This is a genomic window from Amycolatopsis sp. WAC 01376, from assembly GCF_003947415.1.
GTDB lineage: Bacteria > Actinomycetota > Actinomycetes > Mycobacteriales > Pseudonocardiaceae > Amycolatopsis.
This window is the reverse complement of record NZ_QHKL01000001.1, coordinates 967,726-988,341: the sequence shown is the minus strand read 5'-3', so window position 1 is coordinate 988,341 and position 20,616 is coordinate 967,726. Positions and strand designations below refer to the sequence as shown.

Genomic DNA, 20,616 nt, shown 5'->3' with positions numbered 1-20,616 from the left:
GCGTCGAAGCGGTGGACCGGATTTCGACATGCCCCCCGATCTTTTCCGGATCAGGGGACCTTTGCTATCGCCGGGCGGCGGCTGCCCTGGCCTCGACGGGATCCGTCGTGGCCAAGACCGCGTCGGCGAGCGCTTCGCATTCGGCCAGCGTCGTGGCAGCCAAGCTCGCGCCGCGCGCGCGCACGGCGGGCGCGTTCATCGAGAGGCTGGTCAGGCCGAGCCCGGCCAGTACCAGCGCGAGCCGCGGGTCGGCGGCGGCCTCACCGCAGACACCGGCGGGTTTGCCGGTGTCCTTCGCGGCCTGGCCGATGACCTTGAGCAGGCGCAGCAGCCCCGGCTGCCACGGGTCGTTGAGCTTGGCGACCGCGCCGAGCTGGCGATCCGCGGCGAAGGTGTACTGCGCGAGGTCGTTGGTGCCGACGGAGACGAAGTCGACCGCGTCGAGGATTTCGCGGGCGGTCAGCGCGGCGGCCGGGATCTCGATCATCACGCCGGCGCGGGCGATTCCGGCGGCGCGGACGCGCTCGGCGAACCAGGCGGCCGCGGCGGCGGTGGCGACCATCGGGGCCATCACCGAAACCTCGGCGCCGGAGTCCTGCGCGGCACCGGCGATGGCCTCCAGCTGGCGGTCGAGGATCTCGGGCCGATCGAAGGCGACCCGAAGGCCGCGTACGCCGAGCGCCGGGTTGGGCTCGACCTCGGGCTCCAGGAAGGCGAGGGGTTTGTCGGCGCCCGCGTCGAGGGTGCGGACGATGACCGGCTTCCCGCGGAACGGTGTGAGCACGGCGGTGTAGGCCTTGCGCTGCTCTTCGACGCTCGGCTCGGAGGACGCGTCGAGGTAGCAGAACTCGGTGCGGAAGAGGCCGACGCCCTCGGCACCCGCTTCGGCGGCGGCCTGGGCGTCGGTGGCGGAACCGACGTTGCCGAGCACCTTCACGCGGTGACCGTCGGCGGTCGCGCCGGTGCCGTTCCACTCGATCGCGCCGGTCTTGGCGGCCGTGACGACGTCGGCGTCCGGGTCCGCGAGCTCGACGACCCCGGTGTCACCGTCCACCGCAAGCGCTTGCGCGTCGAGCGCGAGGACACCGCGGACCGCGACGACGGCGGGAATGCCGAGCGCGCGGGCGAGGATCGCGGTATGACTGGTGGGGCCGCCCTCTTCGGTGACGAGCGCGAGCACCTTCTCCGGGTCGAGGCCCGCGGTGTCGGCGGGCGCGAGGTCGCGCGCGACGAGCACACTCGGCGACTCGAGGTCGGGAACGCCAGGGGGCGCGATGCCGAGCAGCTCGGCGACAAGCCTGTCGCGCACGTCGAGGACGTCGCGAGCGCGCTCGGCCATATAGCCGCCGGCGGACGCGAGCGCGTCGGCGAACTTGCCCGCCGCCTGGTGCACCGCACGCGGCGCGGGCAGACCCTGGTCCTTGACCAGCTGCTCGGCCGACGAGACGAGCGCCGGGTCGGCCGCCATCGCCGCCGTGGTGATGAGAATCGTCGCGGCCTCACCGGTCGCGGTCTCGGCGAGCTTCTCGAGTCGTCCGGCCACGATCTGTGCGGCCGGAGCGATCCGGGCGGCCTCGGCGGCGGGATCGGCCGGTGCCGGCGTGCTCGCGGGTTCGCCGAGCGGTTCGGCGACCCGGACGACAGGACCGCTCGCGCGGCCGGGACTGACGGCGACCCCGGTCAAAGACTCAGACGGCATGGTCTAGACCATATCTCATAGGCGGCGTGACCTGACTCATAGCCGACAGCACAACACAGAAGTACACATCATTCCAGTTCGGACGCCGTCGGATACGACGGCTGCGCACCCTGGCGGGTCACGGTGATCGCCGCCACCTTCACCGCCCTGCGCGCCGCGTCGGCCAGCCCTTCACCCTTCGCGAGCGACGTGGCGAGCGCGCCCGCGAAAGCGTCACCGGCGCCCGTGGTGTCGACAGCCTCGACCTTCGGCGACGACACCTCCGTCACGCCGTCCGCGGTCACCACCGCCGCCCCCTTCGCGCCGAGCGTCACGACAGCGGCCTTCGGACCGAGATCGAGCAACTTGGGGAAGTCGGCCTCGCCACCGAGCAGGAAGGCCGCCTCATGCTCGTTGACCAACAGGACGTCGAGCCCCTGAAGCGTCTCCGCGGAAAGCTCGGCCGCCGGAGACAGGTTCAACAGCGTCTTCACACCATTCTCGACGGCTTTCGCGACGGCGTGCTCGACGGTTTCGAGCGGGATCTCCAACGACAACACCACGATCTCGGCACCGTCGAGATCGATGTCCTCGGGCCGCAGACTGGAATTGGCGCCAGGCGAGACGAGGATCGAGTTCTCGCCGTCGGGTGTGACCGTGATGTACGCGATCCCCGTCGGACGCTCACTCGTGCGCAACGAACCCGTGTTCACCCCGGACTCGGCCAGCGACCGCTTGAGCAACTCACCGTACGGATCGTCACCGACCGCCCCGAGCAACCCGACGTCGGCGCCGAGCCTCGCCGCGGCGACCGCCGTGTTGGCGCCCTTGCCACCCGGCGACAAGACCGTGTCGCCACCGAGTACGGTTTCGCCACCCCCAGGTCGCCGGTCGACCGGGACGACGAGATCGGCATTGGCGGACCCGATGACCAGCACCTGAGAAGTCATGGAGGAAACGATGTCATGACCAGCAGTTGTCCGGTCATGACCCTTCACCCGGCGAAGATGTGAAGAACTTTGTAACTTTCTCGGCGCGTAGTGCGACAATCAGGCGAGCAGCGGAACGCCGTCACTCTTTCGGGGGATAACCTTCCCCCGGACGTCACTTCGGCGATCACGCCCGCTCTTGAGATGCGTTGCCGCGTCCACGCGGTGACGTTGCCCCGATTCCGGCTTGCCGGAAGTGGGGCATCGGGTCGCCGGCGTCGATCACGTAGCCCCCCGAGTGATCGGCGCCGGCGGCGCCCCGGTTCAGCCTGACGGGGCGTTCAACCGACTATGGCTGTCGGCTCGTGATCCTTATCCGCCTTCATCCGATCCGTCTACTGCTGTTTGGCCCGGCGGAATCGATCGACGAGCCCGAACAGACCGAAGCCCCAACGCCGGATCTCGCCCTGAGGCCATCGGGTGAGGCCAGGCTGTTGCCGCTCGATCAGGTTCGAGAACTTCCTGGCAGTAGCTCGACGCGTCCCAGGTGACAGCTCATACCCGAGATTCGTCCCTCCCCCGCGAAAATACGTTCGGATCCAGGCATGGAGCCCATCGCGTTTCGACGGGGTCGGGATGAGCAGGACCGAAACGACATCCCGGAACCGTGCTGCGCGAGGCTGGTCGAAGACGATCCGCTCCAGTGACGACCAGGCCAGCAGACGCCCCTCGCCGTCGTCGGTCAACACCCTCAGCCCCTCGGTCTCGACGAAGAACGTTGCTTCCTTCAGCGATTCTGTTCTTCTAAGGCTGCAGTAAACGATCACTGCGCCTACCACGAGAAAAGTTCCAGCGACGAGGTAAGCAGGGTCCCAGAATCCACCGACCCTGCTCTCGAAGACCAACCAGCCGGTGAAGATTCCCAACGCCGCCAAGATCGACCCCAGGCCTGCCCCCACCTTCCCCCAGTTCGGGTTGGTCTCGTGCGCCTCGTGATGCCTCACCGGCAGATCCACCGATTCCTTGCTCGTCTCCGCAACACTTTCGTCCGGGTCTTCTTTCTTGAACTCCTGATAAACAGTCCCGGCCACGATCACGGCGATGAAGAGGAAGATGAATAAGTAGGCACCTAAGACGTATTCCAAGAACCAATATGGATGAGCGACGTTACGCTTCCATTCACCGTCGTCTTCCATGACGGCGACAGGCTTTCCTTGATCGTCCGGCGTGAACTCCCCTTCGAACTCCATGCCGGTCCGCGCGCCAGCCTGAGTGACGACGTCTGCCGTGCAAACCCAGTAGTAACCGACACCGCCGAGGCCGATCGGGCCGCGGGTAGCACATGCGGTCACCGTGGCCGTGCCCGCCTTGCCCTCGTCAGACCAACTGGTCAAGCTCGCCGGAGCCGCGGCAAGCCGGTGGATCGTGAGGGCGGGGAGCACCGCCAACCCCAAAGCCAAGACAAGTACGGCGAAGGAGGCGGTCAGGCCCTTGGCGAAGGAACTCAAATCCGCCTCACCGGAAAACTCCGAACAGCGTTGCCATTACAGCGACCCCGAGATCCTCTGTCCACCTTGGTGGTCGAAGATGGGTTCCGCCTGTTGCCGTGCTCCGGATGCGACGGGCGCAGCACCACTACCGACCACGCCGGATTTTTTCGGGTCGATCGTGGTCTTCTCCTCGTCTTCTTTCTCGTCGTCCGAACTTTCACTGTTCTCAGAGGACGCGCCATAGTCCAACGCGCCCTTGGCCACTTCTTTGACAGCGGCCTTGCCGACTCCGCCCAAAGTGTCCAGGCCGGCATGCATCGCAACACCGCCGACATGGCTGACGACGTCGGCCACGTACTTGCCACCGTCTTTAGCCCACTTCTTGACCAGGTCGACGAATACCACGTCCAACTTCTTCAGAAGCGCGATGGCATTGGAGAACGCTCGCTGAAGCTTCTGCACCCATGTCAGTGACTCTCCCGCCTTCTTGATGGCGAAAGGAACTCCCTCGGCTGCCAAGGCTGCGGGATACCCAGGCGGTGGGTATCGCAGAAGAATGAAGACGATCTTCGCCAAGGCATCCGTGATGAGGTCGCGGATCACCGTTCGCACGACGTCGAGGATGATCTTGCAGACCTCGACCACAGCTCCGGCATCGCGTGCGGCGTCGGACAGCGCTCGGTACGAATGCAGCTGTTCCTGAACGTATTCGAGGTAACGGTCGGCCACCGCACCGGTCCAGCCAACGGTGTTCTTCCGTACCTCAGCGGTCAGCTGCTCAGCCGTCTCCTGGACCTTTTTGCTGATCGCAGTCCATTTCTGGGCCTCGAGATCGAGCGCGTCCTGATTACCCGTGAGCCAGTCAAGCGGCTCCTTCAGGAAGTCGACGTGCTCGATGACCCATCCGAACCCCCAGCTCAAGAGAGTCTCGAGCGGGTTTCCGCCACCGGCGACCATCGATGCGGCGTCGAATCCGGCAGAACCCAGGCTCAGCAGGCCTTCGGTCCAGTCGCCTTGGGTCAGCTTCTCAATGCCGCCGTAGACGTCCTGAATCGCACCCGCACCCTCGAGGAAGCTATCGACCGGCCTCTTCTCGGAGTCGGTCTCCTCTTTGGCGGCGTTGAGGATGCCATTTCCTCCATCAACCATGGCGCACCTGCCCTGAACGGTTGATCAGCTCGGTCGCCGACTCCTCGTCCACCCGACGCGCCTGTGCCCACTTGCGCACTGTCGCCACGTGGTGCTCACCCGCTTCGACAGCGCTCTTAAGCGCTTCTGCCGCCTTGTCAGCGGTGCTGCCGCACCAGACGTCAAGAGCTACAAGCTGACCGATCAAACCGAAGTCACCGGCCTGGATCCGGCTTTGCTGATCAGCCGCCAAAGCCGTTTGGATGGTTTCGAGAGTCGTCGCGACCTGCTTGGCGTGTTCGTCGATCTGATCCGGGTTTACGTTGAAGCCCTGATCACCCTGTGGCTGTCCCATGATCCCCTCCCTCAAGAACCCGCTCAGCGCAGGAAGTCGCCGCCGGTGAAGTAGTCGTCCTCGTGGTCCGTCTGCGGCCGGCGCGCGGCGCGCGGTGGCGCGGGTGTGGCCGGAGGGGCGGGCGGCTTCGGGGCCGGAGGGGGTGGAGGCGCGTCGAGTTCGTCTTCGGCGACGAAGCGGGCGTCCTCGTCTGCCGTTTGGTGACCGCCCTCGACGTAGCCCGTCGGCTCGGGTTCCGGGTACTCGCTCTCCAGCTGGTTGACCAGCTCGTTCATCGTCTCGGTGCCCGCGATGGACGGAACGCCGGCCTGCATCGCGCTCGCGAGTTTGCTCTGTGCGCTCTGGACGACGCGGAGGATCTCCTGCGCGAGCGCCGGGTTGTCCCGCACGGACGGGCCGATCTCCAGGCCCACGAGGTTTCCCGCGTGGTTGACCTTGACCGAGATCTGGCCGTCCTTGCTGCGTTCGGACACCGAGACGCCTTCGATCTCGGTGCGCATCTGATTCGCCTTGCGCTGGGCGTCGGCCAGCTTGGCCTCGAAATCAGCGAAGAGCTGCTCAGGGTTCGACACGCGAACCTCCCCTGTTCACGTCGTAGCCATTCGGCGACCGAGTGTTGCATACCCGTCTGACGGCGGGGAACGTTTCGCGCGCATCCACGCCCCGGTCGTGTGGATCACCACAGGGATCCCCGGTTTTCCCTACCTGGGGTCGGCGGTCAGCCCGGTGTCCGCGCAGGTCAGGAGCCCATAGCGTGCCGGATATGACGATTTCGGACTGGAAACGCGCGGTCTACGCGCTTCTCGTTCTTCCGGGCTACTTCGGTGGGGCGAAGGTCCAGCGTGGACTCACGCGGCGCTGGATCGGGCAGGGAAGCGGGGCACGGCCGCGATTCTTGGTGGCCTTCGGTCCGAGTGTGATCGCGTTCTTGCTCGCTTTGCTGCTCTTCTATCTTGTCGGGCGCATCGCGACCTACGGGCTCTTCTGGACCGGGAGCGACCCGGAGGGCACGTGGGGCGGGCCGACGCTGGTGGGGGCTTGGATCGTGCATTTCTTCGTCGCGCTCGGAATGGCCGTCCCGATCTTCCTGGCGCTCCGGCCGATCACCCGGCTGCAAGCTCGCCTTCTGGGTTGAATCCGCCCACCTGGTGTAATCGGCGCGGTATTGTGCGTGAGCGCAATACATCGACCGATTGGGCCGGGGAGGGCTTCGATGGGTTTGTTCGGGGACGTATGGGAGGCGGCCGCGGGGCTGCTCGGCAAGACCGGCGCCGGTGCGGCGGCCGGTTTCGTCGTGGGCGGGCCGGTCGGTGCGATCGTCGGCGGAATCGTCGGGTCGAATGTGAGCGACGGCCCCGGAGCGGTCAATCAGAGCGGGATGACGCCCAAGCAACTGCTCGAAGCCGTCCTGAGCGGCCCTGGCACGGGCTCGTTGGAAGAGGCGCGCAGGGTCGGTGGTGAGCAAGCGCGGAACCAGACCCAGCTGCATGACGGGACCCGCGGCGTGATGACGGCGTTGGAATCCGCCTGGACCGGTGGCGCGGCGGACGCGGCACGGGCGAAGCTTCAGCCACTCGCCGACTCGTCCACTTCCGCCTCATCGAGCCTTGAGCGCAATTCGGGGTTGACGCAGACGCAGCTGGATCAGTTCGTGTCGCTGAAGAACTCGCTGGACCGCGAAGTCGCCGCGGACCCGCCGACAACGGGCACCTACGACGACGCGACACCGTGGGACACCGACACCGAAGACAAGGTCAACCAGTACAACCAGAAGGCGCAAGCGAACCTCGACCGCTACAACGCCTATAACGACCAGTCGAGCTCGAACACCGCGGGCCGGACGATCGACTACGGGCAGCTCGGCGCGTTCGACGGCGGCGATTTCAAGATCGACGACAGCCGCCCCGGTCCCGGCCCTGGTGACGACGGCAAGGTGCGGGGCTTCGACGGGCGCTCGGACCCCGGCGACGGCGGGTACCGGCCGCCGCCGGGCGGGGTGCAGCCACCACTACCGACGGGACCACCACCCGGCCACGAAACCCCGAGCCCCCGGCCGTATGAACCTCCCCGGCCTCACCAGCCTTCCGATCCGGGCTTCCGCCCAGGTCAGTACGACGACGGCACGCGCGCGGCCGGCTACACGCCTCCGCAGCCTTCGTCGTATCCGGGTTACCAGCCGCCGTCCTTCGGCCCCGGCACCGGTGGTGGCACCAACTTCGGCCCAGGTGGTGGCGGCGGAGTCGGTTTCGGACCGGGATTCGGTCCTGGCAGCGGCAGCGGCGGTTTCGGACCCGGCTCGGGTTCGTCCGGTGGTCCGGGCAGTGGCGCCACGCCCGGAGCCGGTCGCGGCAGCGGGGCGATGGCTCCCGGTCAGCCCGGCCAGGTGGCGCGCCCCGGGATGCCCGGTGGCCCCGCCGGGGGCGCGGGCAGGCCCGGCGCACCCGGGATGGGTCCGATGGGCGCCGGTGCAGGCAAGGGCAAGGGCGGCGAGGACGAGGAGCACCAGCGTGCCTCGTACCTGCAGGAAGCCGACCCCGAGAGCGTCTTCGGCGGCACTGACACGAAGCCGGTCCCGCCGGTGATCGGGCTTTGACCGTGTTCGAAGCACCTCTGTACCTGCCGAAGGCCGTCCTGCTCACCGCGTGGGAATGGGAGCGCCACGGCACTCCGCCCGCGGCGCTCGGCCCGGACCACCTGTGGCTCGCCGAAGACACCAAGAAGAAGCTCGACGACGCGGTGCTCGACACCCTCACCGAGCTGAAGCTGGCCTCCGGAGGCACCCTGACCAGGGAGTTCCGCGACCTCCTCCGGGTGCTGGCCACCGGCCCGCTGCGGTTCACCGCCTGGCTCGGCGACATCGAGTCGGACGAGACCGGGAACATCCTCGTGTCGGCGTCCGGCCCGGACGCGGTCCGGGTGATCCGCCAGGACGAGAAGATCCGCATCGACGTCATCGACCCCGGCTACGGCGCCGAATCCTTGGTCGACATGTTGCCCCCGGTCGCACCGGCCCGGATCAATCCGGTCAAGATCCCGAAAACGCGCTTCTCCGGCCGGCCGGTCTACGAGGATTCCTACGACCTCGAGGACCCGACCGAGGAGCCCGCCTACGACCCGCTGCCCTCGGCGCGGGAACTGATGGCGGCGAAACGCACCGGGGTGCACCAGCTCTACGCGGTCAACAACGGCACCAGGAGCACTCCGCTCACCGTCGTCGACACCGCCCGCGCCGGACGCGTCCTCACCTACGTGCTGCCGGGCGAGGACGGCGAACCGCTGGTCAGCTTCGAACCGGGGAGCAGGGATGTCCTGGTCGACGTCCTCTACGCGACCCTGCACGGACTGAAGTAAGGGGGAGATCTCGATGACTTCGTTCTTCGGAGATGTCTGGTTCCAGAACAGTGACGACGTCGTCGGCGGTGGAGCGGCGCCGGCCGGTGGTCAGGGCTTCAGCATGAGCGGTGACGAGATGCGGGCCCTGCTCAAGAAGTGCCAGGACCAGCGCAACTTCATCCGCGATCAGTTTTACGATTCATCCAAGCTATCTCAGGTCGTGCCACCAGGAAATGAGCCGGCAAGCAGGCAGGCGGTGGCGGGCAAGAATGGCATCAACGAAACCGGTCGATTCTACGAAGGACATTTAAGATTCCAGGACAAGTATTATACGGAGCTGATCCTCCGGCTGAAAAAGGCATTGGGACTGACCGAGGAAGCCGACCGGCAAGCAGCCGACGCGACCAAGAAAAGCGGGACAATCGAGTGAGCTCACGACACCAACTGGCCGCCTTCGCCTTGGTGGCCACCGGCACCCTGCTCCTGTCGGCCTGCGATGGCGGCCGCACTACTCCTGGTACCCCGACACCGGGCACACCTGCCGCATCGTCAAGTGCGGCGGGTGTCCCGAACAGCGGTGCACCCGCCGTACAGAACCCACTACCAGCCAAAGTGCTCGACGGAAGCCCCTGCGACAGCGCCCTTACCGCCCAGCAACTCGAAACCTTCCTCGGCGAACCAAGCCCTGGTAATCCCAAGACCGACGCACTCGGAACCGCCTGCAACTGGCACGCCGCATCCGGCAGCGGCGCAGGATTCTCCGTCAGCTACCAAACCAAGTCCGACCAAGGAATCAGCCTCCCCTACCAGAGCGTAAAACCAAAAACAGCCCGTTGGCTCGAACTTGACCCGATCGACGGTTACCCGGCGATCGGCTATGCCAACAACGTCGGCGTCGCAAAGGACGACAAGAAGTTCTGCGTAGTCGTGGTGGGCGTATCAGATCAGCTTGCCTATTCGGTTTCACTAGGCCTTGGTGACAATGCCTACCGCGAGGGAAAGGACTCCTGCATTGCAGGACGCAGCGTTGCGGCTGAAGTCCTGAAGAACCTCAAGGGGAGGGCGTAAGCCGGGCATAGACGGCCTCGGCGCCCTTGAGCAGGTTGTCGCGAGTCGTCGCCGGATCGGTTTTGGCGGCGATGAGGCTGACCCGCACCTCCGACCGACCGCTCCGGAAGAGGACCTGGCCGCCATCGGTGCCGGGAAGAGCGCAACTGGCCTCTCCGATCGGCCGAGACAGCGGCTCGCCCCGGCTGAAGTCGCACTGCTCGCGAACAGCGGCAACGGCGAGGTCCGGCACGGACAGCACGGTCTGGCTGACGGTGACGTTCGGTGCGATTCCCTCCGAAAGGGCGACCTGGCCGGAGCGATCGCAGCGCATCTGGACACTGTTGTATTTCGAGCCGGGGGTTTCGCTGAGGCTGAACAGATCCCGTTGCAGGCCATCGGTCGGCCGTGCGGTGATCGTGGTGAAGACCTCCGCCGGGAAGGCGGCGCAAGGGTCGGCGACGAGGTCGTACGGCGCGGGGTAGCTGTGTACGGGCATGGACCGCGGTCCTTGGGCGACGTTCCGGCGGACGCCGTCGAGCAGCGAGGTCAAAGTGGCTTCGGGGTCGGGGAGCTTGGTGAAGCCGCTGATGCCGAGCTCCAGGATGTTGTAGTCGGTCTGGATGCTCATACTGACGTCTTCTGGCGAGCTCTCGGACACTTGCCGGACGTCGACCTCCAGTACGGCGTCCCGCCAGTCCATCCGTTGCGAAAAGCGCGAGTGCAGGACGTGCAGGCTCACGCTGACATCGGTCAGGTTCGGCGCGCCGGACATGGTGACGCTGCCGCCGCAGGTACTCGCCCACAGGCCCTTTCCGGCGAGGTCGGGGCGGTCTCCGTCGGTGGTGCTCAGGCGGTCGCCGCCCTGGAGGAAGCCGTCCTTCAAGGCCAGTCCCGCGGCCGCCAGCACATCGGACGTGAGGATCGCGCACGCGTTGTGCACCGGCGTCCCCTGGAAGGTGGCCGCCGGTTCGGTGCTGGGGGTCTCCTTCAGGATGAAGCGTTGTGGCGGCGGAGGCGCGGCGACATCCGCGGGGCTGGACCGGGGAACGCAGGCGGCGCAGAGCAAGGCGGGCACGATCAGCGGAAGTAGGCGTCTCATCAAGGTGGAACGCTACGAGTTGCGGAAGCGGAAGCCAGCCCGCGACAGCGTGAGGCCATGCGGCTCCATCCCCGCACTGACCACCTAGAATGCGCGAATGACCAACACCGGCCGCAGGGGTCGCGAGCGCGCCGCGACCGATCAGGACATCCGCCGGACGGCGCGGGCGCTCCTGGTCGAGCAGGGGCCGGAGGCCGTGACCCTGCGGGCGATCGCACGCGAGCTCGGCATCACGGCGCCGGCGTTGTACCGCTACTACGGCTCCCGGGACGATCTGGTCGAGCACCTGCGTGCGGACGTCGTCGCGGACCTCGCGGCCGGGCTCGCCGAGGACATCGCGCAGCTGCCGGACGAGGGCGCGCTGCAGCTTTTCGCCATCTGCAAGGGATTCCGGCGCTGGGCGCTCGCGCACACCAAGGAGTTCACGCTGGTCTTCGCGTCGCCTTCTGGCGATGACACGTTGAGCAGACTGGACGAGCCGTTCGGGCGGATCTTCCTCGCGGCGGCGGGCCGGGTGCTCGCGATGCACGACTTGGTGACGCCGTCGAACGACGTGGTTCCCGTCGAGCTGCGCGACGATCTCACGTCCTTCCAAGAGGAACTGCTCGCCGTGCTGAAGGAGTCCGGTGCGACGTTCCCGCTGGAGAAGCTCGACCTCGGCGTGACGTACCTGATGATCCAGTTCTGGGCCCGGCTCTACGGGCACGTCACGCTCGAGGTCTTCGGCAACTATCCGATCCCGTTCTCGAAACCGGACGTCCTCTTCGACGCGATGCTGGCCGATCTCGCGCGCGAGATCGGCCTCACCGCCGAGTGAGCTACGCCGCGTGCCCGCCGTCGACCGAGACGGTCGCCGCGGTCACGTACTTGCTTTCCGGCCTGGCCAGGAACGACACGGTGGCGGCGACCTCCGACGGCGAACCGTAGCGGTCGAACGCCGTCAGGCTCCGCTGGTCGGCGGCGTACGGGCCGTCGGCCGGGTTCATGTCGGTGTCGGTCGGGCCGGGGTGGACGATGTTCACGGTGATGCCACGCGGCCCGAGTTCCCTGGCGAGGCCCTTGGTCATGCCCAGCAGCGCGGTCTTGCTCACCGCGTACAGCGACATCCCGGGGCCGGGAACGCGATCCGAGACGCAGCTGCCGATGGTGACCACACGCCCGCCGTCGCCGAGGTGCCGGGCCGCGGCCTGCGTGGCCACGTAGACACCGCGGACGTTGACCGCGAGCACGCGGTCGATGTCCTCCAGGCTCGTCTGGTCGAGCGGGCCGACGAAGCCGACGCCCGCGTTGTTGACCAGCACGTCGAGCCTGCCGAACTCGGCGACCGTCGTGTCGACCGCGGAAACCATAGCCGCGGCGTCGGCGCTGTCGGCCTGGATCGCCAGCGCACGGCGGCCGAGTGCCTTGATCTCGTCCACGACACCGGCCGCGAGCGCGGCGTTGTGCTGATAGGTGAGTGCGACGTCGGCGCCGTCTTCGGCGAGCCGGATCGCCGTGGCGGCACCGATCCCGCGGCTGCCGCCGGTCACCAAAGCCACCTTGCCGTCGAGGGTCATGGGGTGTTCTCCGTTCGATTTCGTTGTCCTTGAACAACTCCATCGAATCGCCTCACGACCCTCGACGCTGGCGTCTTTCCGCCACGGCGCTACAGCACGATGTTGACCAGCCGTCCCGGGACGACGATCACCTTGCGCGGCGTGCCGTCGCCGACCAGTGCGGCGACCTTCTCGTCGGCCAGCGCGGCCGCCTGCACTGCGTCCTTGCCCGCGTCGGCGGGCACGGTGACGCGCGAGCGCACCTTGCCGTTGACCTGGATCGGGTACTCCACGGTGTCCTCGACCAGGTACTTCTCGTCGACGACCGGGAACGGCCCGTGCACCAGGGAATCCGCGTGGCCCAGCCGCTTCCACAGCTCCTCGGCCAGATGCGGGGCCAGCGGCGCCAGCATCAGCACCAGCGGCTCCACCAGTTCCCGCGGCGTGGCCTCGGCCGAACCGTAGGTCTTGGTGACGTGGTTGTTCAGCTCGATCAGCTTCGCGCCGGCCGTGTTGAACCGCATCTCCGCGTAGTCCTCGCGGACCCCGGCGACCGTCTTGTGCAGCTGCTTGCGATCCTCGTCCGTCGCGTCCACATTGGACACCCGCAGTTCGCCGGTCTCCTCGTTGACGACCAGGCGCCACAGCCGCTGCAGGAACCGTTGCGCGCCAACGACGTCCTTGGTCGCCCACGGCCTCGACACGTCCAGCGGGCCCATCGACATCTCGTAGAAGCGGAAGGTGTCGGCGCCGTAGTCGGCGGACATCTGGTCAGGCGTCACGACATTCTTCAGGCTCTTGCCCATCTTGCCGTATTCCTGCTTGACCTCTTCGTCGCCGAAGAAGAACTTGCCGTCCCGCTCCTCGACCTGGTCGGCCTGGACGTAGACGCCGCGTGCGTCCGTGTAGGCGTACGCCTGGACATAGCCCTGGTTGAACAGCTTCCGGTACGGCTCCTGGGACGACACGTGGCCCAGGTCGAACAGCACCTTGTGCCAGAACCGCGAGTACAGCAGGTGCAGCACCGCGTGCTCGACACCGCCGACGTACAGGTCCGTGCCGCCGGGGTCGTCGACGCCGTGTTCGGCGGGACGCGGGCCGACCCAGTAGGACTCGTTCTCCGGCGCGACGAACACGTCCGGGTTGGTCGGGTCCAGGTACCGCAGCTGGTACCAGCAGGAGCCCGCCCAGTTCGGCATGGTGTTGATGTCGCGGCGGTAGGTCTTCTTGCCGTCGCCCAGGTCGAGCTCGACCTCGACCCATTCGGTGGCGCGCGCCAGCGGCGAGGACGGCGTGCTGTCCCTGTCCTCCGGGTCGAAGGTCACCGGCGAGTAGTCGGCGACCTCGGGCAGTTCGACCGGCAGCATGCTGTCCGGCAGCGGGTGGGCCTGGCCGTCCTCGTCGTAGACGACCGGGAACGGCTCGCCCCAGTAACGCTGGCGCGAGAACAGCCAGTCGCGCAGCTTGTACTGGACGGTGCCGCGACCGTGCTCGTGCTCCTCCAGCCAGCCGATCATCGTCTTCTTGGCCTCGTCGACGCCCATGCCGTCCAGGAAGCCCGAGTTGATCGCGGGCCCGTCGCCGGTGAACGCCAGCTCGCCGAAGCCTTCCGTCGGCTGGACGGTCCGGATGATCTCCAGGCCGAACTTCTCGGCGAACTCCCAGTCGCGGGTGTCCTGGCCGGGGACGGCCATGATCGCGCCGGTGCCGTAACCCATCAGGACGTAGTCGGCGACGAAGACCGGGATCTCCTTGCCGTCGGCCGGGTTCACCGCGTAGGAGCCGGTGAAGACGCCGGTCTTCTCCTTGTTCTCCTGACGGTCCAATTCGGACTTCCGCGCCGCCGCCGCACGGTAGGCGGCGATCGCTTCGGCGGGCGTCGCCGCGTCACCGGTCCAGCGGGCGTCGACACCTTCCGGCCAGGTGGCGGCGGTCAGTTCGTCGACCAGCGGATGCTCGGGCGCGACCACCAGATACGTGGCGCCGAACAGGGTGTCGGGGCGGGTGGTGAAGACCTCGATCTTCTGCTCGCCGGCCTCGAACGACACGCGCGCACCGTGCGAGCGGCCGATCCAGTTGCGCTGCATGGACTTGACCTTCTCGGGCCAGTCCAGCAGGTCCAGGTCGTCGACCAGGCGGTCGGCGTAGGAGGTGATGCGCATCATCCACTGACGCAGGTTGCGGCGGAACACCGGGAAGTTGCCGCGTTCGCTGCGGCCGTCGGAGGTGACCTCTTCGTTCGACAGCACCGTGCCCAGGCCGGGGCACCAGTTCACCGGCGCCTCGGACAGGTAGACCAGGCGATGCGAGTCGATGATCTTCAGCTGTTCGGCGCGGGTCAGCTCGCACCAGTTGCGGCCGTCGGGCGTACGGCGTTTGTCCTGCGCGTACTCGGTCTCCAGGTCGACGATCGGCCGGGCCTTGCCCGCCTTCTCGTCGTACCAGGAGTTGTAGATCTGCAGGAAGATCCACTGGGTCCACTTGTAGTAGTCCGGATCGATCGTCGAGATCCGGCGACGCTCGTCGTGACCAAGGCCCAGGCGCCGGATCTGGCGCAGGTAGGTCTCCATGTTCTCTTCGGTCGTCTTGCGCGGGTGCTGCCCCGTCTGCACCGCGTACTGCTCGGCGGGCAGGCCGAACGCGTCGAAGCCCATCGTGTGCAGCACGTTGCGGCCGATCATGCGGTGGTACCGCGCGAAGACGTCGGTCGCGATGAAGCCCAGCGGGTGCCCGACGTGCAGGCCGGCGCCCGACGGGTACGGGAACATGTCCTGGACGAACAGCTTGTCCGACGGGACCTCTCCGCTCTCGTCCGCGAGCGGGCCGACCGGGTTCGGTGCGTGGTAGGTGCCGTGGTCGGACCAGTAGTCCTGCCAACGCTGCTCGATCTGGCCTGCCAGCTCCGCGGTGTAGCGGTGCTGAGGGGCCGCGTCGGCGCCTTCGCTCGCCTGGTTCATCGCCGAAATCCTCCGTGCTCATCCACGTCAAGCCACTCCAGAAACAACTCGACCCCTCAGCCCGGAGGGCATGAGGGGTCGCCGCGCTGGTCCCGGCCGATCGGCCGAGTTCAGCGCGGCAGGCTAAGGAGCAGCCGAGCCGTGTCCATATGGCCAGTTTAACGCGCTGGTCAAAGCCGTTCCGAGGGGACCGCCAGAGCGATGAACTGGGTCACCTGCGTCGGCGAGAAGTTGTTGTCGCTGACGAGCACCAGACTGCGCTCGCCACCGCGCAGGCGCGGGCCCCAGGTCATCCCCTCGACGTTGTCCACAGTGGACAACTTGAAGTCAGCGAGGTCCGCCAGCAGGCGCTTCTTGACCGGTTTGACGTTTTTCGCCTCGCCGAGCGACGGGACCTTCGCGATGTTCGTGGCGCCCTTGGTGTCGATCTCGTAGATGCGGACCTTGTTGCCGACGCCGGTGACGAACGAACGCTCCATCACCAGGTAGCGCGTCGGATCGGCCTGGTCGACGGCCAGCAGCGACGAGATGCCGGTGGTCGCGAAAGCGCCGGGCGGATTCGGCGCCGCGAAGACCTTCTCCTGCGGGTACGCGTACTGCGCCACGATCGGCCCGGACCGCGACTGCACGGTGATCCGCGAAAGGGCGCCTGACGTGGTGTTCGCTTCCGGTCCGTCCTGCAGCAACGGACCTTCGACCGAGCTGGCGATCAGTGATCCGAAACCCGCGAACGTGAGGCCTTCGAGGGCGAGGTTCTGCCGCGGCCCCGCCGTCTCGGTCATCTTCTCGTTGGCGGGAATCGGCAGGTCACGGACGTAGGCGCCGTCACGCTTCGCCTCGCGGATCGACGGATCGATCCGCGCCGCCGCCGACCGCTCGCCCTCCTGCGACCAGACGTACCGGCCGGTCCACGGGTCGACGCGGAGTTCTTCGGGATCGATCGTGCGCATGTTCGGCGGCTGCGCGGGGTCGTTCTTCGCGAGCGGCGGGTACGGCGTGCCGTCGGGACGCAGGAGCGGCTTGGTGCCGGTGAAGGTGACCGGGCCGAGTCCGTCGGCGTCCAGGGAGAACTTCGCCGTGTAGAACCGGGCCGGGTTGATCGCGGACCGGTCGTCGCAGATCAGCGCGTACTCGCCGGTGCGGGGGTCGAAGTCGATGCTGGACAGGCCGCCGACGACCGTGCCCTGGAAGAGCAGCGAATTCGGAACGGTCTGTTCGCCGATCAGGCGCAACGGACGGTGTTCGGCGTGGGCGGCGGGCGCCGCCATCAGGGTGAGGGGAACGGCCCCGATCAGGGCGGCTGCTAGAACTCGGCGTGACATGGCCTGTAGCACAGTCGATCAGGGTATCCGGCAGGTTGCCGGAACGTCACGCTTATCCTCGTGGAGTGTTCGTCATAGCGCTGGTCCCGATCGTGCTGGGTGTCCTCGTCGGCTGGGGTGGCTTCCTCGGCCTGCGCGAGAAGCTGCCGCGTGACCGCGGCGCCGGCGTGCGCACCGCCGCCACGATGCGCAGCGAAGAGGCTTTCCGCCTCGGCAACAAGGTCGCCGGGCTCCCGACGCTGGCCGGTGGCGTGATCGCCGTGCTCGCCGGGGCCGCCGGGCTGATCATGCCGACGACGTCCGGCCTCGTACTGGCCTCGGTCGTGGGCGTGATCGGGCTGATCGCGCTGATCGCGGCCGGGGGAGTGCTCGGCAACCGTGCCGCCGCGACGGTCCCCGAGCCCGAGCCGGAGCGGCCCGCCGGGTGCAGTGGCTGCGCCTGCGGGACCTGCGGTGTCTTCAAGAAGGCCGACACCGCCACCGCTTAATTGCGCTGGAGGTCTCCCGGATGGGTGGCCAGCAACGCCAGCGGGATGCCCTGACGCCGCAACACCTGGCCCCAGAGGTCGTGGTTCGGCGAGGCGAGGACGTCGCTGGGCAACGCCGGGACGATCACCCAGTCGTCGCGTTCGATCTCGTTCGCCAGCTGGCCGGAGTCCCAGCCCGCGTACCCGGCGAAGACTCGAACGCCGCGGACCTTCGGGACCAGGATCTCGGGATCGGTGTCGAGATCCACCAGCGCGACCGGACCGCGGACGGCGATCACCCCCGGCACGCTGGACGCCGTCTCACCGGTCCGCAGCGCGGCAAGGCACAACGCCGTCTTCTTCTCCACCGGACCGCCGACGAACACCGACTGCGGTTCGGCGACGTGCCCGCCCCAGTTGGGGAGCACGTCGTACACCGGGACGTCACTCGGCCGGTTGAGCACGACCCCGAGCGTTCCCTCGTCCCGGTGATCGATGACGAACACGACGGTCCGCCGGAAATTAGGATCGAACATCGTGGGGGCGGCGACCAGGAGCGTTCCCGGTTCGACCTCGGCGTCCGCTGGCACGTCCGCCATGATCCCACTTCGAGTGAGGACAAATCGTCCGGCACTGGGAACAACAGCATCACGAGCACCGTTGGACACAACGGTCGGTGCGCTTTCCGTGTCCCCCGGGCTCACTGAAGAACCGCCTTTGTGGAATACCGTCCGGCTGGAGCCACACTGCGCATAGCCGCCGAGAGGCGACCCTAAAGCGCATCGACCACCTTCAACTCCGGTCGTGAGTGACGAGGTCGTGAAGGGCCACTCACGACCACCTGGACCGATGTCGGTCGTTTCCCGTGACGGGATGGACGACACGCGTGAGCCGATGGACGACACGCGTGTCCGGGTGGACGACACGGACGCGGCGTCGCCGTGCCTCTCACTAGGCTGCGGGTCCGTGACGATCAGCGCACCCGAGCGAGTCCGTTCGAGGGCGTTCGTTCGCGACCGTGACTTCCGCCGTCTGCTGTTCACTCGGTTCTCCGCGCACTGGGGCAACGGCATGTACCAGGCCGGGCTGGCCGGTGCCGTCCTCTTCAACCCCGAACGCGCCGCCGACGCGCTCGCCATGGCGGGCGGTTTCGCGGCGTTGCTGCTGCCCTATTCGCTCGTCGGGCCGTTCGCGGGCGCGCTGCTCGACCGCTGGGACCGCCGGAAAGTCCTGATCTTCGCGAGCCTCCTGCGGTCCCTCACCATCCTCGCGACGGCCGTCGCGGTGGGCACGGGAGCGGCCGGGATCGGGCTGTTCTCCCTGGCGCTGGCGTCGGAGGGCATCTCCCGATTCATCGGCTCGGGTCTTTCCGCGTCGCTTCCGCACGTCGTCGAAGAGAAATCCGTGGTCGCCGCGAACGCCTTCGCGGCGACGTGGGGTTCGGTGCTCGCCGTCGTCGGCGGCGGCTGCGCGATCGGCCTCCGTGCGCTGACCGGCGCCGACGACGCCGGTTCCGCGTGGGTCACCGCCGTCGCCGCGCTGGGTGGCATCGGCGCCGCCGTCCTCGCTTCGGGGTTCACGCGCGGGCTGCTCGGGCCGTCGACGGTCGACGAGCCGTCGAATCCGGCCCTCGCCGTCGCCCTCGGCGACGCCGACGGCGCGAAGGCGGCTTGGCGCACGCCCAGCGTCACGGCCGGTTTCGTCGCGCTGTTCGCCCATCGCGCGTCGTACGGGATCTCGCTGCTGGTGACCGTGCTGCTGATGCGCAACCACTTCACCGACGCCGGGATCTTCCGCGCCGGGATGGCGGGGCTGGGGCAGATGGCCGCGTTCGCCGGGGCGGGGATCCTGGTCGCCGGGCTGCTGACCGCCCGGCTGATCCGGCTGCTGGGCAGGGTCCGCGTCGTGGTGGGCGCGCTGGTGCTGGCGGCGGTCGCGCAGTCCGCGCTCGGCCTGCCGATGGTGGTGCCCGCCGCGTTGGTCGCGGCGTTCCTGGTGACCGGGGCCGGACAGGTGCTGAAACTCTGCGTCGATTCGTCGGTTCAGCTCGACGTCGCCGACGAGGCGCGGGGGCGGGTCTTCGCGCTCTACGACACGCTTTTCAACATCACCCAGGTCGCCGCCGTTTCCCTGGCCGCGACGGTGATCCCGGCCGACGGACGCTCGCCGGGGCTGCTGATCGCGGCCACCGTCCTCTACCTGGCGGGCGCCGCCGCCTACCTGCTCGCGGTGCGAAAAGGGAGAACCACTGATATGGCTCAGCCCATGGCATTAGGGTGACGCTTACCGACACCGGGTGGCGTATGCCCGGGATCAAGTACTTGCGGGGGCTCAAGTGACGACGGCCGGCGACGACAGCGCACGCCTCGAAGCGCGCAATGCCGCCATGAAGGATCAGGTCGACACGCTGCTCGAGCAGTTCGAGCGCCAGACGGCCCAGCTCCGGGACGCGCAGGAAGCCGCTTCGCAGACGTCGGCGACGGTGGTCTCGCAGGACGGCCTCGTCCGCGCCACCATCGACGCGACCGGCACGCTCGCCAAACTGGAAATCCAGCCGAACGCCTTCGAGCGCACCACTCCCGCGCAGCTCGCCAACACCGTGCTGACCTTGGTGCGTCAGGGATCGCTGCAGGTCAAGCAGCAGGTCGCCGACCTCATGGCGCCGATCACCGAAGGACTGCCGGACCTCTCGGACCTCATCGAAGGCGCGCCTTCGCTGCAAGGGCTGATGCCGTCGATCCCGGACTTCCTCGTGGAGGAAGAAGAGGCGCCGACGAAGTCCGACGAAGACTTCGACGCCCCGCTGATGATCAAGGACGACACACCGCCGCCGCCGGCTCCTCCGGTCCCGCCCGCGCCGCCGGCACCCAAACCGGTGCCGAAACGGGTGCGCCGGCAGGACGACGATGAGGAAGAACCGCCTTCGAGCTGGTTGACCAGGGGAGTCTGATGCCGAACGGTGGGTTCACCGCGGATCCGGACGCGGTGAAGACGGCCGCGGCCAAGCTGGGCCTTGCCGCGGATCAGCTGGACGACGCGGGCAAGGAACTGCTGGCCGCGATGAATTCGCTCGGCCAATGCTGGGGCAGCGACGACGCCGGCAAGGAGTTCGCGAAGGACTACGAGCCGGGCGCGCAGGGTTCGTCCGAAGGGTTCGCGAACATCGTCGAGGCGCTGCGGGGCATGCAGCACAACGTCGAACGATCGATGACCGCGTTCACGAACGCCGAGGAAGAGATCAAGACGACGCTGGACAAGAAGGTCTAGCGCCGT

At 67.6% G+C, this 20,616-nt stretch carries 21 protein-coding genes; 10 read left to right on the top strand and 11 right to left on the bottom strand.

The genetic code is table 11. From position 1 onward, the window contains the following. Positions 1–64 precede the first annotated feature (64 nt). The 6 genes from ptsP to DMH03_RS04625 form a co-directional block, all read right to left on the bottom strand. The gene (gene ptsP, locus DMH03_RS04650) at positions 65–1,699 is read right to left on the bottom strand and encodes a phosphoenolpyruvate--protein phosphotransferase (protein WP_125790724.1); all 1,635 of its coding nucleotides are present in this window, start codon (positions 1,697–1,699) and stop codon (positions 65–67) included. A 68-nt stretch (positions 1,700–1,767) separates the two neighbouring features. Continuing rightward, positions 1,768–2,628, bottom strand: a complete 861-nt coding sequence (locus DMH03_RS04645; RefSeq protein WP_125790723.1) for a ribokinase — start codon at positions 2,626–2,628, stop codon at positions 1,768–1,770. Positions 2,629–3,002: 374 nt separating this feature from the next. Then, complete coding sequence (locus DMH03_RS04640) at positions 3,003–4,115, bottom strand: DUF6346 domain-containing protein (protein WP_125790722.1); 1,113 nt, start codon at positions 4,113–4,115, stop codon at positions 3,003–3,005. Between the two features lie 36 nt (positions 4,116–4,151). Beyond that, positions 4,152–5,246 (bottom strand): WXG100 family type VII secretion target, encoded by a 1,095-nt coding sequence (locus DMH03_RS04635; RefSeq protein WP_125790721.1) that lies wholly within the window; start codon positions 5,244–5,246, stop codon positions 4,152–4,154. Continuing rightward, a complete protein-coding gene (locus DMH03_RS04630; protein ID WP_125790720.1) occupies positions 5,239–5,580 on the bottom strand; it encodes a hypothetical protein in 342 nt (113 codons plus the stop codon). Before DMH03_RS04630 ends, DMH03_RS04635 begins: the two co-directional genes overlap by 8 nt. 23 nt (positions 5,581–5,603) lie before the next feature. Next, positions 5,604–6,152 (bottom strand): YbaB/EbfC family nucleoid-associated protein, encoded by a 549-nt coding sequence (locus DMH03_RS04625; RefSeq protein WP_125790719.1) that lies wholly within the window; start codon positions 6,150–6,152, stop codon positions 5,604–5,606. Positions 6,153–6,343: 191 nt separating this feature from the next. Between DMH03_RS04625 and DMH03_RS04620 the strand changes: the two genes are divergently transcribed. The 5 genes from DMH03_RS04620 to DMH03_RS04600 all read left to right on the top strand — a co-directional run bounded on the left by DMH03_RS04620 (position 6,344) and on the right by DMH03_RS04600 (position 9,981). Then, positions 6,344–6,715, top strand: coding sequence for a hypothetical protein (locus DMH03_RS04620; RefSeq protein ID WP_125790718.1), 372 nt, complete (start codon positions 6,344–6,346; stop codon positions 6,713–6,715). 78 nt (positions 6,716–6,793) lie between these two features. Further along, entirely contained in the window at positions 6,794–8,173 is a 1,380-nt protein-coding gene (locus tag DMH03_RS04615; protein ID WP_125790717.1) for a hypothetical protein, read from the top strand. Positions 8,174–8,175: 2 nt separating this feature from the next. After that, positions 8,176–8,931, top strand: a complete 756-nt coding sequence (locus DMH03_RS04610; protein ID WP_125790716.1) for an ESX secretion-associated protein EspG — start codon at positions 8,176–8,178, stop codon at positions 8,929–8,931. A 13-nt stretch (positions 8,932–8,944) separates the two neighbouring features. Continuing rightward, positions 8,945–9,343, top strand: coding sequence for a hypothetical protein (locus tag DMH03_RS04605; protein ID WP_125790715.1), 399 nt, complete (start codon positions 8,945–8,947; stop codon positions 9,341–9,343). After that, positions 9,340–9,981 carry a DUF3558 domain-containing protein gene (locus DMH03_RS04600; RefSeq protein WP_233611276.1) on the top strand — a complete coding sequence of 214 codons (642 nt, stop codon included), beginning with the start codon at positions 9,340–9,342 and terminating at the stop codon, positions 9,979–9,981. The genes DMH03_RS04605 and DMH03_RS04600 overlap by 4 nt, the downstream gene beginning before the upstream one ends. On the opposite strand, the gene DMH03_RS04595 is transcribed toward DMH03_RS04600, so the two are convergent. Next, positions 9,965–11,065 (bottom strand): hypothetical protein, encoded by a 1,101-nt coding sequence (locus DMH03_RS04595; RefSeq protein WP_125790714.1) that lies wholly within the window; start codon positions 11,063–11,065, stop codon positions 9,965–9,967. The genes DMH03_RS04600 and DMH03_RS04595 overlap by 17 nt on opposite strands. A gap of 94 nt (positions 11,066–11,159) precedes the next feature. Between DMH03_RS04595 and DMH03_RS04590 the strand changes: the two genes are divergently transcribed. Next, entirely contained in the window at positions 11,160–11,879 is a 720-nt protein-coding gene (locus DMH03_RS04590; RefSeq protein WP_125790713.1) for a TetR/AcrR family transcriptional regulator, read from the top strand. 1 nt (position 11,880) lies between these two features. Here DMH03_RS04590 and DMH03_RS04585 read toward each other — a convergent pair whose 3' ends face one another. From DMH03_RS04585 to DMH03_RS04575, 3 genes are all read right to left on the bottom strand, one after another. Further along, positions 11,881–12,618, bottom strand: coding sequence for a 3-oxoacyl-ACP reductase family protein (locus DMH03_RS04585; protein ID WP_125790712.1), 738 nt, complete (start codon positions 12,616–12,618; stop codon positions 11,881–11,883). Between the two features lie 89 nt (positions 12,619–12,707). Beyond that, the gene (gene leuS / locus DMH03_RS04580) at positions 12,708–15,554 is read right to left on the bottom strand and encodes a leucine--tRNA ligase (RefSeq protein ID WP_125790711.1); all 2,847 of its coding nucleotides are present in this window, start codon (positions 15,552–15,554) and stop codon (positions 12,708–12,710) included. A gap of 170 nt (positions 15,555–15,724) precedes the next feature. After that, positions 15,725–16,876 carry an esterase-like activity of phytase family protein gene (locus tag DMH03_RS04575; RefSeq protein WP_125790710.1) on the bottom strand — a complete coding sequence of 384 codons (1,152 nt, stop codon included), beginning with the start codon at positions 16,874–16,876 and terminating at the stop codon, positions 15,725–15,727. Positions 16,877–16,941: 65 nt separating this feature from the next. Between DMH03_RS04575 and DMH03_RS04570 the strand changes: the two genes are divergently transcribed. Next, positions 16,942–17,364, top strand: a complete 423-nt coding sequence (locus DMH03_RS04570; protein ID WP_125790709.1) for an SdpI family protein — start codon at positions 16,942–16,944, stop codon at positions 17,362–17,364. Here the strand turns inward: DMH03_RS04570 and DMH03_RS04565 are convergent. Continuing rightward, positions 17,361–17,942, bottom strand: coding sequence for a YqgE/AlgH family protein (locus DMH03_RS04565; protein WP_199746193.1), 582 nt, complete (start codon positions 17,940–17,942; stop codon positions 17,361–17,363). The two genes, DMH03_RS04570 and DMH03_RS04565, sit on opposite strands and share 4 nt — an antisense overlap. 367 nt (positions 17,943–18,309) lie before the next feature. On the opposite strand from DMH03_RS04565, the gene DMH03_RS04560 reads away from it, so the two are divergent. From DMH03_RS04560 to DMH03_RS04550, 3 genes are read left to right on the top strand one after another with little or no spacing between them, the layout of a single operon-like run. Continuing rightward, positions 18,310–19,623 (top strand): MFS transporter, encoded by a 1,314-nt coding sequence (locus tag DMH03_RS04560; RefSeq protein WP_199748671.1) that lies wholly within the window; start codon positions 18,310–18,312, stop codon positions 19,621–19,623. A gap of 55 nt (positions 19,624–19,678) precedes the next feature. After that, positions 19,679–20,293, top strand: a complete 615-nt coding sequence (locus DMH03_RS04555) for a YbaB/EbfC family nucleoid-associated protein (protein ID WP_233611274.1) — start codon at positions 19,679–19,681, stop codon at positions 20,291–20,293. Further along, a complete protein-coding gene (locus DMH03_RS04550) occupies positions 20,293–20,610 on the top strand; it encodes a WXG100 family type VII secretion target (protein WP_125790708.1) in 318 nt (105 codons plus the stop codon). The genes DMH03_RS04555 and DMH03_RS04550 overlap by 1 nt, the downstream gene beginning before the upstream one ends. Positions 20,611–20,616: the final 6 nt, after the last annotated feature.